The sequence below is a fragment of the Sulfitobacter sp. M39 genome (assembly GCF_021735935.1).
Lineage (GTDB): Bacteria > Pseudomonadota > Alphaproteobacteria > Rhodobacterales > Rhodobacteraceae > Sulfitobacter.
Map to the genome: position 1 here is coordinate 100,185 of NZ_WMDZ01000003.1, position 13,497 is coordinate 113,681.

At 60.8% G+C, this 13,497-nt stretch carries 14 protein-coding genes; 10 read left to right on the forward strand and 4 right to left on the reverse strand.

All coding sequences use genetic code 11. From position 1 onward, the window contains the following. Window positions 1-153: 153 nt before the first annotated feature. Window positions 154-1,038 (reverse strand): LysR family transcriptional regulator, encoded by an 885-nt coding sequence (locus GLP43_RS15955; protein WP_132998061.1) that lies wholly within the window; start codon window positions 1,036-1,038, stop codon window positions 154-156. 133 nt (window positions 1,039-1,171) lie between these two features. Between GLP43_RS15955 and GLP43_RS15960 the strand changes: the two genes are divergently transcribed. The 9 genes from GLP43_RS15960 to GLP43_RS16000 all read left to right on the forward strand — a co-directional run bounded on the left by GLP43_RS15960 (window position 1,172) and on the right by GLP43_RS16000 (window position 10,483). Next, the gene (locus GLP43_RS15960) at window positions 1,172-2,119 is read left to right on the forward strand and encodes a Bug family tripartite tricarboxylate transporter substrate binding protein (RefSeq protein WP_237280118.1); all 948 of its coding nucleotides are present in this window, start codon (window positions 1,172-1,174) and stop codon (window positions 2,117-2,119) included. Window positions 2,120-2,154: 35 nt separating this feature from the next. After that, a complete protein-coding gene (locus GLP43_RS15965) occupies window positions 2,155-2,625 on the forward strand; it encodes a tripartite tricarboxylate transporter TctB family protein (protein WP_237280119.1) in 471 nt (156 codons plus the stop codon). Further along, window positions 2,626-4,143, forward strand: coding sequence for a tripartite tricarboxylate transporter permease (locus GLP43_RS15970; RefSeq protein ID WP_237280120.1), 1,518 nt, complete (start codon window positions 2,626-2,628; stop codon window positions 4,141-4,143). Then, entirely contained in the window at window positions 4,127-5,716 is a 1,590-nt protein-coding gene (locus GLP43_RS15975) for a gamma-glutamyltransferase family protein (protein ID WP_237280121.1), read from the forward strand. The genes GLP43_RS15970 and GLP43_RS15975 overlap by 17 nt, the downstream gene beginning before the upstream one ends. A 98-nt stretch (window positions 5,717-5,814) precedes the next feature. After that, window positions 5,815-6,792, forward strand: a complete 978-nt coding sequence (locus GLP43_RS15980; protein ID WP_237280122.1) for a bile acid:sodium symporter family protein — start codon at window positions 5,815-5,817, stop codon at window positions 6,790-6,792. A gap of 207 nt (window positions 6,793-6,999) precedes the next feature. Then, window positions 7,000-8,268, forward strand: a complete 1,269-nt coding sequence (locus tag GLP43_RS15985; RefSeq protein ID WP_237280123.1) for a tetratricopeptide repeat protein — start codon at window positions 7,000-7,002, stop codon at window positions 8,266-8,268. A gap of 86 nt (window positions 8,269-8,354) precedes the next feature. Then, entirely contained in the window at window positions 8,355-8,600 is a 246-nt protein-coding gene (locus GLP43_RS15990) for a type II toxin-antitoxin system Phd/YefM family antitoxin (protein ID WP_237280124.1), read from the forward strand. Beyond that, entirely contained in the window at window positions 8,597-8,995 is a 399-nt protein-coding gene (locus GLP43_RS15995; RefSeq protein ID WP_237280125.1) for a type II toxin-antitoxin system death-on-curing family toxin, read from the forward strand. The genes GLP43_RS15990 and GLP43_RS15995 overlap by 4 nt, the downstream gene beginning before the upstream one ends. Before the next feature lie 102 nt (window positions 8,996-9,097). Beyond that, the gene (locus GLP43_RS16000; protein ID WP_237280126.1) at window positions 9,098-10,483 is read left to right on the forward strand and encodes a cytochrome P450; all 1,386 of its coding nucleotides are present in this window, start codon (window positions 9,098-9,100) and stop codon (window positions 10,481-10,483) included. Here the strand turns inward: GLP43_RS16000 and GLP43_RS16005 are convergent. Further along, window positions 10,465-10,719 carry an ATP-binding protein gene (locus GLP43_RS16005; RefSeq protein WP_336885976.1) on the reverse strand — a complete coding sequence of 85 codons (255 nt, stop codon included), beginning with the start codon at window positions 10,717-10,719 and terminating at the stop codon, window positions 10,465-10,467. The two genes, GLP43_RS16000 and GLP43_RS16005, sit on opposite strands and share 19 nt — an antisense overlap. Next, a complete protein-coding gene (locus GLP43_RS16010) occupies window positions 10,688-11,857 on the reverse strand; it encodes a sensor histidine kinase (protein ID WP_237280127.1) in 1,170 nt (389 codons plus the stop codon). The genes GLP43_RS16005 and GLP43_RS16010 overlap by 32 nt, the downstream gene beginning before the upstream one ends. 175 nt (window positions 11,858-12,032) lie before the next feature. Here GLP43_RS16010 and GLP43_RS16015 point away from each other — a divergent pair, with 175 nt between their 5' ends. After that, window positions 12,033-12,761: an acyl-homoserine-lactone synthase gene (locus GLP43_RS16015; protein WP_237280128.1), complete on the forward strand. Its 729-nt coding sequence runs from the start codon at window positions 12,033-12,035 to the stop codon at window positions 12,759-12,761. Here the strand turns inward: GLP43_RS16015 and GLP43_RS16020 are convergent. After that, window positions 12,728-13,345 carry a TetR/AcrR family transcriptional regulator gene (locus GLP43_RS16020; RefSeq protein ID WP_237280129.1) on the reverse strand — a complete coding sequence of 206 codons (618 nt, stop codon included), beginning with the start codon at window positions 13,343-13,345 and terminating at the stop codon, window positions 12,728-12,730. The genes GLP43_RS16015 and GLP43_RS16020 overlap by 34 nt on opposite strands. Between the last annotated feature and the right edge of the window lie 152 nt (window positions 13,346-13,497).

The window sequence follows — 13,497 nt, forward strand, 5'->3', positions numbered from 1 at the left end:
TGTTTCCTGGGTGATTAACGCGTGTGTCGGATGACATAGACCGTCAGGCGCTGGTGTCTAGAGGTCGACTGACTTTCAGCGCCCCTTGGGATGCAGGCGTTATAGCATCATCGTCGCCCATCGGCGGCGGGCGTTTCGTCAGACGGTTACCGCCTAATCATAGACCTCTGCCGAAAGCCCCTGCTGGATCAGCGCGGTGACCAAAGCCGCCAGCACCTCGGCGCGGCGCGAGGTGACCCGCTGCACCAGCCCCAGACGGCGATGGATCGGCGGCGCCCCGAAAGGGAACCAGTCAAGCGAGGCGGTTTCAGCATCGTGTAGCGCGATCTGCGGGATAATGGCAAAGCCCAGACCCGCGCGCACGCAGCCCACCACGGCAGGCATCGTATTCACTGACACGATCTGGCGCGGTGCGGCGCCAAGGCGGGCGATTTCGGTATCGATCTGGCGCGCCAGCGGCACCTGCGTGCGATAGCGGATATAGGGCACGTCGCGGATCAGATCATCCAGCGTGATGGTCCCCGTGCCGGGCGGTGTGAGGACGATCAGCGGTTCGGTGAGCACAGGGGTCCAGCGCAGACTGCTGGGCACCGCCACGTGATCCGCCACAACCGCGGCATCCAGCTGGCCCGAAACGACCTCGCTCATCAGCTCCTCAGACACGCCGACGCGCAGCCGAAAGTTCAGGTACGGAAAGCTGGCGCGCAGTGTCGCAAGCGCCTGCGGCATCAGTGAATTCGCCCCGGTCCGCAATGACCCAAGCGCCACGGTGCCGCGCATCTGCTCCCCCGCGACGGAGGCCTTTGTGTCCGACACGATCTGCAGGATCGACTGGGCCGAGCGGACCATCTCTGCGCCCTTTGTGGTCAAGGCGGGCGGGCGGCGGGTGCGGTCGAACAACTGCGTGCCAATCTCTGCCTCAAGCGCCGCGATCTGCTGGCTGACGGCAGATGCGGTCAGGTTCACGGCCTGCGCCGCCGCAGCAAAGCCGCCATGCTGGCTAATGGCCAATAAAGTCTCAAGCTGACGTGTATCCATACATCAAGATAAGATATACTAAATGTAATGGCAAGAATTACGCGCTTTGATATGGTTATTCTTGTGTTATTCACGAAACTGACACCAAACCCGTGGCGGATAAACCGCTGCTTCTCTCACAGGGAGTCCTCCTATGACGTTTCGTTCGGGCCTTGCCGCCCTTTTCACTGCTGCCAGCCTGATGGCAGCCCCCGCCACAGCCGACACCTACCCCGAGCGCGCGGTAGAGTTCATCGTGCCCTGGTCGCCCGGTGGTGGGTCTGACACGCTGATGCGCCTTGTGGCCAACAACGTGCAGCCGTTCCTTGGCGCTGAAATGCCCGTGATCAACATGCCCGGCGTTGGCGGCACTGTGGGCCTGCGCGAGGCCTCGCGCCGCGCCGCGGATGGCTATACCATCAGCCAAGTGCACGAAGGTCTGTTGGTCGCCACCGAAACCGGCATCACCGATCTGGCATGGGATGACTTTGACCCGATCGCACTGATGGCAGCATCGCCCCAGTATCTGGTGGCGGGAAAATCCGACAACTACAGCAACTTCGAGGAATTCGTGACCTACGCCCAGGCACATCCCGGCGAGATCTCCATGGGCGTCACATTGGCCGGCGTCCCGCATCTGCACGCTGCGATGATCGAACAGGCGTTCGGGCTTGAGTTTAAATACGTCGGCTATGAAGGCACCGGAGAGCGCGTGCGCGCGCTGGTTGGCGGCAACCTTGACGTAGCCATCGGCGACATCAGCTCCTCCAAGCAATTCGTCGACAATGGCGATCTGACCTTCCTTGCCGTCGGCGCGACTGACCGGGTGGACGCCGCCCCCGATGTGCCGACCTTCAAAGAGCTGGGTCAGGATCTTGAGCTGAACGTGACCCGCGGCATCGTGATGCCCAAAGGGGCCCCGCAAGAGGTCCGCGACACGCTTGAAGCCGCGCTGCAAGAGATGGCCCAAGACCCCACCTACATCGAGCAGACCAACAATGCGGGTGCAGATGTCGGGTTCCGCGGTCAAGAGGACTACCGTGCCTATCTGACCAAACTGGACGAGACAGTGAAATCGCTGTCGTCGGTTCTGGCTCCATGAACGGGCACGACCCCATGAAGTCACAGGAGGCGGGCTTGGTTGCCCGCCTCCTGAGCTATGCCTTCCTCCTGCTGGCCTCGATCGCATTGTTCATCTCGGCCAGCGGCATTGCGACCTCGCGTTTTGAAAAGCTCGGCGCGGGGGCTTTCCCCAAGATCATCTTTGGCGCGATGGCGATCGTATCAGCCATCGCGATCATCGACGCGCTGCGCCAGATCCCCCGCCACGCTTACGGTGATTTCGCAGCACAGGCCGTAGCATGGGCGAAACGCTGCTATCTGGTGTTTGTCTGCCTTGGCGCGCTCACAGCCTATCTGCTGACCATTCCTGTGCTGGGGTTTTCCATCGCCAGCCTGATCTTCCTTTTCGTGCTTCAGGTGATCCTGATGCCACGCACGCCCAAGTCTATCGCCCTCGCTGCTGTGGTGGCTGTGGTGTTTTCCTTCGGGCTGAACTGGCTTTTTGCCGAAGTGTTCACCGTCTTCCTACCGCGCGGAGTGCTTTGAATGACTGATTTCATGACAGGGGCCGCGCAGATTTTCACGCTGGCGACGCTGGCCTATATGCTGGCGGGGTCCGTCGCGGGCATCGTTGCGGCGGCGATCCCCGGTTTCACCGTCACGATGGCGATTGTGCTGACCCTGCCGCTGACCTTCACGATGGAGCCTTTGCAAGGCATCGCCGTGATGCTGTCGGTTTATGTGGGGGGCTATACGGGCGGGCTGATCTCGGCGGCATTGCTGGGCATCCCCGGCACGCCATCGTCGGTCGCCACCACCTTTGACGCCTTCCCCATGGCGCGCAACGGCGAACCGGGGCGCGCGCTGTCCATCGGGGTCTGGGCGTCCTTCTTTGGCACCGTGATCTCGACCATCGTGCTGATCTTCGCCGCACCGCCGCTCGCGCTTTTCGCCGTGCGCCTTGGCCCGTGGGAGTATTTCTCGCTTATCATCTTTGCCCTGACCATCGTGGCCAGCCTTGTTGGTACATCCGCAATGCGCGGCATTTTGGCGGGGCTGATCGGGCTTGCAATCTCTACCGTTGGGACGGACCCGATCATGGGCCGCCCGCGCTTTGATTTCGGGATAGAGATGCTACAGGCCGGCCTGCCGTTTCTGGTGGTGCTGATCGGGATCTTCGCCATCTCGCAGCTTGTGTCAGAGGTAGAGAATGCCGACAGCGTGCGGTCGGGCAATGCGCTGGTCACAGGGGCCATCGACTTCCAGACATGGACCGTGATGAAAGAAGTGTTGATGCGTCCGGTCAACCTGCTGCGGTCGTCCATCGTGGGGGTGCTGATCGGCGCCCTGCCCGGTGCGGGCGGGTCCATCGCCAACCTCGTCGCCTATGACCAAGCCAAACGCGGATCGAAGAACAGCGAGAAGTTCGGCACCGGTGAACCCGACGGCATCGTCGCCTCCGAGGCAGGCAACTCCGCCACCGCGGGCGGCGGGTTGATCCCGCTTATCGGTCTGGGCATCCCCGGATCGGCTGTCGATGCGATCCTCATGGCGTCGCTGATGGTGCATGGCATCTCGGTCGGGCCACGGCTGATCATGGATCACGGTGACCTTGTCTATGGCATGTTCATCGCGATGGTGGTCGCGTCCTTCATGATGCTGATCGTGTCGATCTGCTCCATGCGCCTGTTCCTGCGGGTGACCGAAGTGCCCAAATGGCTGATCGTGCCGGTGGTGATGACCTGCTGTGTCGTGGGCACCTTTGCGCTGAACAACCGCGTGACCGACCTTTACCTGCTGATCTTTATCGGCATCACCGGCTACACGCTGCGCGCCCTTGGCTATGCGCTGGCACCTTTGGTGCTGGGGGTCATTCTAGGCCCGATCGCCGAAACCAATCTGCGGCGCGCGCTGATGACGGACGAAGACCCGACACTGTTCTTCACCCGCCCCATCAGCCTGATTTTCCTGATTGCGGCTTTCGTGTCCATTGTCTGGGCCATCCGCAGTCACCTCAAAAACCGTACATCTACAGAAAGGCCAACCCATGCGCCTACGTCATGATCCCGTCTACCCTTCGCGCCGCTCGCCCATTCTGGCCGAGAACGTCGTCACCACCTCGCAACCGCTGGCGACCCAAGCCGGTCTGTCCATCCTGCAACAGGGCGGCAACGCTGTGGATGCGGCCATCGCCACGGCGGCTGTGCTAACAATCGTCGAACCCACCGGCTGCGGCCTTGGCTCTGACGCCTTCTGCATCCTGTGGGACGGCAAGCAGCTGCACGGGCTGAACGCCTCGGGCCGCGCGCCTTCCGCCTGGACGCCCGAGTATTTCAAGGACGGCATCCCCGAACATGGCTGGGACGCCGTGACCGTCCCCGGTGCCGTCAGCGCCTGGGTCGAACTGTCTGAAAAATTCGGCAGCCTTGGTCTGTCCACCGTGCTCGCCCCCGCGATCCGCTATGCGGAAGACGGGTTCATCGTGTCGCCCGTCGTGGGCACGGCATGGGCCAAAGGGGCCGCAGTGCTCAAGGACCAGCCCGGCTTTGCCGAAACCTTCATGCCCGAGGGGCGCGCGCCCAAACCCGGCGAACGCTTCCGCAACCCCGGCGCCGCACGCACCCTGCGCGCTATTGCCGAAACCAAGGGCCGCGCCTTCTATGAGGGCGAGATCGCGCAAGAGATCGCGGCCTTCGCCAAGGCCAATGGCGGCGCGATGACAGCCGACGATCTGGCCGCGCATCACAACGATTGGTGCGGCACCATCAGCCAAAGCTTTGACGACGTGGAATTGCACGAGATCCCGCCAAACGGTCAGGGCATCGCCGCGCTGATGGCGCTTGGCATGTTGCAGCAAACCGACATCCGCGACCACGGCCCCGACGATCTGGCTGCCGTGCATTTGCAGATCGAGGCGGTCAAGCTCGCCTATGCCGATCTGCACGCCTATGTCGCCGATCGCGATCACATGACCGATGTGGACGAAGCAGCCCTGCTTGACCCCGATTACCTTAAATCCCGTGCCGCATTGATTGATGCCAACAAGGCGCAAGACTTTGGCGCGGGGGCACCGAAACAGGGCGGCACCGTGCTGCTGAACGTCGGTGATGCCTCGGGCATGATGGTCAGCTTTATCCAGTCGAACTACGCGGGCTTCGGCTCTGGTGTGGTGGTGCCGGGCACGGGTGTGTCCATGCAGAACCGCGGCTTTGGCTTCACGACACAGGACGGCCACCCCAATCAGGTCGCGCCGGGCAAACGCCCCTTCCACACGATCATTCCGGGCTTCGCCATGAAGAACGGCGCGCCGCTGATGGCCTTTGGCATGATGGGCGGGCCTATTCAGGCACAGGGCCACATGCAGCTCTTGCTGCGCACTCAGCTGTGGGACCAAGACCCCCAGACCGCCGCCGATGCCCCCCGCTGGCGCGCGATCGAGGGGTTGGCCGTCGCCTGCGAACCGTCGATGCCTGCCGATCTGCTCGACGGGCTCAAGGCGCTTGGCCATGCGATCCAGATCGAGGCACCGGACAACGCCTTTGGCTTCGGCGGCGCGCAACTGGTGCAACGCAACGAGGCAGGCGGTTACGCCGCAGGCTCTGACCCGCGCAAAGACGGGCAAGCCGCAGGCTTCTGACCCCGCGCCACTTGGGCGAGCGGAGGTTGAAGCCTCCGCTCGCCCTTTACGGGCCGGCAGCGCCCCTATATCGATCTTTCGACAACGCAGGCATTCCCATGAATTATATCAAACGCATCGGCATCGACGCCTATATGATCTTGCTGCTGGCCACCGTGATCGCGGGCATTGTGCTGCCTGCCACAGGTATCGCCGCCGAAGGCCTGCGCGGGGTGACCTTCTGGGCCGTCTCGCTGCTGTTCTTTCTGTATGGGGCCAAGCTGGACCCAAGCGCGGTCAAGGCTGGCATCACCAATTGGCGCCTGCAGGGGATGACCTTTGGCGCGACCTATGTGCTGTTTCCGCTGATTGGCGTGGTGCTGGCGACGCTGTGTAGCCCGATCCTTGGGGCTACGGTGACCATGGGGCTGCTGTTTTTGTCGGTACTGCCCTCGACCGTGCAATCATCGATTGCTTTCACCTCGATTGCGGGGGGCAATGTGCCTGCAGCAATCTGTGCGGCCTCTGTCTCTAACCTCATCGGGGTCATTTTGACGCCGGTGTTGGTGACCTTGCTGCTGCATCAGGGCGACGGCGGCGTCAGTCTGGATGCCATCGGCAAAATCGGCGTGCAGATCCTGCTGCCTTTCATCGTCGGGCAGGTGATGCGTCCGCTGGTGGGCGGGTTTGTGCAACGCCACAAGCTGCTGACCATGATCGTGGACCGCGGGTCAATCATGCTGATCATCTACTCTGCCTTCAGCGCGGGGACAGTCTCGGGGCTTTGGTCCGCGATCCCCGTCACCACGCTGATGCTGCTGTTCGCCGTGGTCTGGATGTTTCTGGCTGTGGGCATGTGGTCGATGATCGCGCTTGGCAAGGCGACGAGGATGCCCGACGCGGATCGCGCGGTGCTGTTCTACTGCGGGTCCACCAAAAGCCTTGCCAGCGGGTTGCCCATTGCCACGGCGCTTTTTGCGCCCGATCTGGTCGGCGCCATCGTTTTGCCGCTGATGATCTACCATATCTCGCAGCTTCTGGTCTGCGCCTTCCTCTCGCAGCGCGCGTCGCGTCGGGCGGGTGCAGCGCCTGCCTAAAGTTACCCATGGGTATCCTTTTTGCCGATCACCCCCGCGCCCGCGCGCGGGTCTTTGCCGGTCGGAGCATCCCGGCCTAAGCCACAGCAGAAACACGCAATTTTCCGCCGAGATTTGGCGGACCCGCGGCGTGCATCGATAGGGGATACGCGTTACGAAAGCGCGAAAAGGCAGCAGGCTGCCGACCCGACAAGAAGGACCCTATCGATGGCAGATAAAACAAAACGAAGCTGGTTTGGCCGTACTATACTCGCCGCGGTGATGCCCATGGCCGCACAGGCCCAGACCGTGCAGGACGGCATGGCCGCGTTCGAGCAAGGCGATTATACCCACGCGCTGGAACTGCTGCTGCCGCTGGCCGAACAGGGCGACGCCGAGGCGCAATGTCAGGTCGGCCGCCTGTACTATCGCGGCGGTGATGGTGTGCCGCAAAGCTTTGATGATTCCGTCGCATGGGCCAAGAAATCTGCCGAGCAGAACAACCCCTGCGGGTTGAACTCTCTGGGCGTGTCCTACCGCTTTGGGCAAGGCGTCGACCCCGACGCGAAAACCGCGTTCGACTATTTCACCCGCGCTGCGGCCCAAGGGTTCGACAAGGCGCAGTTCAGTCTGGGCAACATGCATGAACTGGGCGAAGGCACCGCGCAAAGCGATGCAGAGGCCCGCGCATGGTATCGCAAAGCGGCAGAGCAAGGCTCTGCCATGGGCCAGTACCGCTTGGGCATCCTGTTGCTGGAAGGCCGCGGCGGCGATGCGGCCCCCGAAGAGGCGCAGCAGCTTTTGCGTGCCTCGGCGGAACAGGGTCTGGCCGACGCGCAATATTCGCTGGGGTGGATGGCCAACCACGGCGTCGGGGTAAAGCAGGACCACGGCCAAGCGCTTGAATGGTATAGGCTCGCGGCAGAACAGGGCTATGCCCCCGCGCAGATCAATCTGGGCAACCTCTATGCCGAGGGGCTTGGCACCTCGCAAGATGACGAGAAAGCCGTCGGCTGGTACTATGAGGCAGCGCGCAATGGCGTCCCCGCTGCGCAGGTCAATATGGGCAAGCACTACGCGCTTGGGCGCGGTGTGCAGCAGGACTTTGACGAGGCGATGGTCTGGTATCAGCAAGCTGCGGAATACGGCGAACCCGTTGCCTATCTGAACGTAGGATTGCTGTATGAAAACGGTCAGGGCCGCCCCGCCGATCCGGCAGAGGCCGCGCGCTGGTACCGTGCCGCCGCCGAACGCGGAGAGCCCCGATCCCTTGCGAAGCTCGCGCATTTCTATGCCGAAGGGATCAGCGTCACTCCGGACCCCGTGACCGCATGGGCGTTGCAGGATACCGCGATGGCCTATGACCGCGACGGCGCGCTCGACGCGCCCGAAGAACGGCTGATGCAAATGGGCCAACAGTTGGCACCCCAGCAAAAAGGTGAGGCAAAGGCGCTGGCGCAAAGCTGGCAGAACGGGGAAGAGTTGGTATTGCCTTAACGGTCCAGCCAAAACTGTGACCACGGCCTATATGGACAAAATGTCCATTTTGCCTATATTGTGCGGTGACGCTACAGGAGAGCCCCATGACACGTGTCACCGCCACCGAATTCAAGAACAACATCGGCGCATTCAGCGATGCGGCGATGAGCGAGCCTGTCATCATCACCAGCCATCAACGTGACCGTCTGGTGCTGTTGTCAGCAGATGAATACCGTCGCCTGACCGCCCTGCCCGCCCTGACCGAAGGGGTGACCGCGCAGGATAAAGACCGCGTGGCGCGCGGGCTTGAACGGCATCGCAGCACGATACTGGAACTCGCCAAACGATGACGGAGCCCCGCTGGGTTACCCGTGAACTCGTTGAATACATGCATGATTGCGTTCTGGAACTGGCGGGCGGCGCGCGCGGGTTGCGCGATGGTGACCTACTGGAATCCGCACTGGCCCGCCCGATGAACCTATATGCCTTTGGCGAAACATCGCTTTTTGAACTGGCCGCCTGCTATGCCGAAGCCATCGCCCGCAACCACGCTTTTGTCGATGGTAACAAGCGCACGGCCTTCTTTGTCGCCAGCGATTTTCTTGACCAGAACGGATACGAGCTGCAGGCCGCTGTGGATCAGGAACTCGCCGATATGATGGTGGAACTGGCCCAAGGCAAAATGACCCGCGCCGACGCTGCCGCACATTTACGCACTAACAGCATCAAGACCTCAGCGACCTGACGTTTCGCGCACGTACGTAACTTTAGATAGAATTAATCATTGTTTCCCTGTTAGAAACACCGGTGTGATAAACGCCACCCGTGGGCCGGCAAGGAGACGACAATGAATACACAGAATATGCCTGCGCCCAATGGGGCGACACCGGCGCACCCGATCCCTGTCGAGGCGGATTTGGCCAAGGCCGAGGTTGGGCTGATCGACTTTGCCAAAAAAGCGGGGAAGAATATCTTTTCGGTGATCCCCGACGCGACGCGCACGCAAAGATATCTGAAAGGGCCGGCCAAGATCCACTATGTCTGTGACCCCGATATGGTGACCGAATTGCTGGCCGGTGTCGGGCGCCGCTTTCCCAAGGCGGAGTTTACACATAACGTCATCGGCCCCGTGGTCGGCAACGGTATGATCCTGTCGGAAGGCGAGAAATGGCGCGCGCAACGGCACCGCTATGCGCCGCTTTTTGCCGCGCGCAACCTGCCCGTGCTGACCCGACACTTTGCCCAGACCGGCGACGAGCTGGCGGATTTCTTTGCGCGCACGGACGGCGAGGTAGACGTATCGGATGCGGCGCAAGAGGCGACGCTCACCAATATCTCGCGGGTGATGTTCTCGGGGAACGAGGCCGTGTCCAAGCAGGATGTACGTCAGGGGATGCGACGGTTCACCGACTATATCAGCTATATGTCGCTGTTCGATCTGATGGGCCTGCCGAAATGGGTGCCGCGTCTGAAATGGCTGCGCAGCAAGAAAGCGATCCGTGATCTGCGGCAGTTGACCCATGACGTGATCGCCAACCGCTGCGCACAGCGCCATGCAGAGGCGGTCGATTTCCTCGACCTGCTGATCGAGGCGCTTGAGACGGATAAGGAAGATGTCGAGACGACTGTCGACAACCTGCTGACCTTTGTCGCGGCGGGCTATGAGACCTCGGCCAATACAGTCGCGTGGGGGCTCTATCTGCTGGCGATGCACCCCGAGGTGCAGACCGATCTGCGCGCCGAGGTGATGGAGGCCTGCGGTGACGGGCCCATCGGCTTTCACGATCTGCCCAAGATGCCCAAACTGCACGCGCATGTGCGTGAAACCCTGCGGATGTACCCCGCAGGTGCCTTGTTCGCCCGTGATGCGACGGATGAGGTGACGATCAAGGATGTGACGTTCAAAAAGGGCGACGTGATCATGTTCCCGGTCTATGCGCTGCACCGGAACGAGCTGCTGTGGGACAATGCGGCGCTGTACCAGCACGACCGGTTTCTGGACCGTAAGTACCCGCGCGGACAGTATATTCCTTTTGGGGACGGGCCGCGCATCTGCATCGGGGCGCAATATGCCGAGACAGAGATTATGGTGCTGCTTGCCTCGGCGCTGCGGCGGGCGTCTTTTGAAGTGACGGACCACCCTGTCGCGCCACCGAACCTGACCTTTACCATGCGGCCCGATGGCCCGCTGATGTTGCGGGCCGTGCCGGTAGATCAGGCGGCGGTGGAATAGCTTTCGGGCTTAACCGCCTTGGCCGCATCCGCTGCCTTGAGCACAACACAGAAGGTGGTGCCCACGCCGAGCTTGCTTTTATAGGCGATGCTGCCGCCGTGGGCATCCACGATACGTTTCGAGATCGACAAGCCAAGGCCCGTGCCCTGAAACTTGCGCTGGTCGCTTGAATCGATCTGGCCGAATTCCTCGAAGATGACGCTTTCACTGCCCTCGGGAATCCCGATGCCCTTGATCGGCGACCGAAATCACGAGGTTCTCGTTCTCCCGCGTGAGGCCCACACGGATGGTGCCCCCCGCCTCTGAGAATTTGGCGGCATTGGACAGCAGGTTCACGATCACCTGATCAAGGCGTTTCTTGTCGCCGCGCACGATGGGCTCGTCTGCGGCAACGTTAATCTCTACCGCGACGCCAAAGCGGCTGGCATAGGGCTGGAATGAATGGGCGGCCGTGTTCACGACCTCGGCCAGATCCACATTGCCCAAATCAAGCGAGAATTTCCCCACATCCGCTGATTGCAAAAGCAGCAAATCCCCGACCAGATCCCCCAGACGGTTCGAGTTGCGCGTCGCGATATCAAGCAGCCGCGACATTTTGTCCGGCACCTCTCCCGCTGACCCTGCGTTGATCAGGTCAAGCGCACCGCGGATCGACGTGAGCGGCGTGCGCAATTCGTGGCTGACGGTGGACAGGAAACGGGTCTTGGCCTCGCTTGCGGCGAGGGCATTCTTGTTCTCGGTCTGGAGCGCGAGGCGGTTCTTCATCAGCGCGGAATACCCCTTGATGAAGGTCCGGGCGAGTTCGAATACGAAGCCCAGAACAAACAGCGCGGTGAAGAGGTTCAGCCAGATTTCAGAGTCCAGCGAGGGGCGCGCCACGACGACATCGCGGATCGGGATATAGAGGATCGCCCCGATGTAGATCGCCAGCCGAAACCCCAGCACATATAAAAACTGGTGGTTGTTCATCGCCGCGAAGATAGAGGCGGAAATCAACAGGAAAAGCGGCAGAAAGTGGCTGTTTCCCACGCCCTGCTGCATCGCGATCGCGATGCAGAAAAGCGCAATCGTCGTCGCACTTAGCGCCGTGGTCATGTAGATGTGGAACAGCGATTTGCGGATCTTGAGGGTCTTGGACCGGGTGTTGCGCAGAATGTAGCGCAGCACGACGATGTCATAGATTTCGCATAAAGCGATCGCGAAAAAGAAAAACAGCGCGACGTTCAGTTCATAGTAATAGCCTGCCAGAGCAATAGCTGCGGTATAGATGATCGCCCGCTGGCCAAACGCACGGCTGCCCACAAGCGCATAATCCCGCAGCCGGCTTAGAACCGGGCGGGCCTGAGGCAAATTAACATTGTCAATTGCTTCCATGTTGCGCTTCCTCTGTCAGCCTGACGCGGAATTGAGCGCCAAACGAATCTGCTGATATTTCACTACGATACACCTCAACTATTGGTGGAAAATTTGTTGCGATCATGGCAGAACCGTGGCTGTATGCATTTTGTTAACTTTTTCGTTACTTGAGCGGAGCTTTAGGCAAAGAACAATGGGTATCCAGAACGCAAAATCGCACCAGCGTGCAGAGACGATCCAGTTGGAGCCTTCGGTTCAGGCCGCTCTGCAGACGCGACCCGTTGACAGTGATGTGCCTTCATACGCGACACGGCTGGAAGAGACAGTGGTGCATATCGGCAACCAGTATCGGTACGGGCAACTCTATTCGGATTTTCTGAAAGCACGCAAATCCGTTTTTATCGATCAAAAGGAATGGGATCTGCCCCATACCGAAGGGATGGAGTTTGACCAATACGACACCCCACAAAGCCGGTCTGTCGTGATCCATGAATACGGTCGGGTGCTGGCAGGCGTGCGGTTGCTACCGACCACGGCGCAATGCGGCTGTTATACCTATATGCTGAAAGACGCACAGCGCGGGATGTTGCCGGATATTCCTGAATATGTGCTCTACGAAGAAGCGCCCGTAATGCCCCATGTCTGGGAAGCCACGCGGCTGTTTTTGTCAAGAAACGAGCCCGCGCACAGGCGGCTGGCGATCCAAACCAAGCTGATCCGTGGCATGGCGCGTGCCGCGACCGAACAAGGGGCGACCCATGTGATCGGGATCGTGCCTGCCGTGTTCCAACGCTGGATGAACCGTCTGGGGATGAGCGCGCTGCCCATGGGCCCCAAGCTTGCCATCAGCGGCGACAATACGCAGGCCGCGATCATGCATGTGGCAAATTACGCCGACCCGACCCCGCCTGACGCGCGGTAAGCGACCAGAATGGTATCGACCGCACGGGTGACATGCTGGTCGATATCCTTGTAGGGGCGCGTCGTCAGCCCCAGTTGCGCACGAACCATGCCAAAGCCCTTGAGCAATGAAATAAGGTCTTCGGCCACATCACGCGGGTCGAAATCGTCGCGCAGGTCGCCGTTTTCCTGCCCCTGCACCAGCAAACCGCAAACGGCGGCGCACACCGCCTCGAACGCGGCGGTATAGAAGGTGCGACCGATTTGCGGGTAGTCGCGGGCAACCTCGTGGATCAGACAGGTAAACTCGACCGAATCCTGCTCCCCTAGAAAGCTCAGAAATTTCCGCCCGAACGAGATCAGCGCGGTGCGCAAATCGGGATGGCCGGAGATATCTCCCAGCACCTCGGCGCGAAAAACCTCTGCCTCGGCCTCGAGCACATTTTGCAGGATGTCCGACATATTGTCGAAATGGCGGTAGATCGTCGCCTTGGACACAGAAGCCTCGCGCGCCAAAAGATCCGTCGTGACTTTTTCAAAGCCGTTGACGAAGAACAGGGCGCGCGCTGTCGACAGTATTCGCGATTTTGATGCGTTTTCATTCATAATGCAGAACTAGGGCGTGTATGGGTGAAATAAAAGGACTGAACCGTACCAAGGGGGGTTGAACTGTACGTCACCGCGCGTAAGTACCGCTCAGTACTCGAAAGGCCTTTGATATGAAGCAGCTGATTTCCGTTCTTTTATGCGCCACCCTT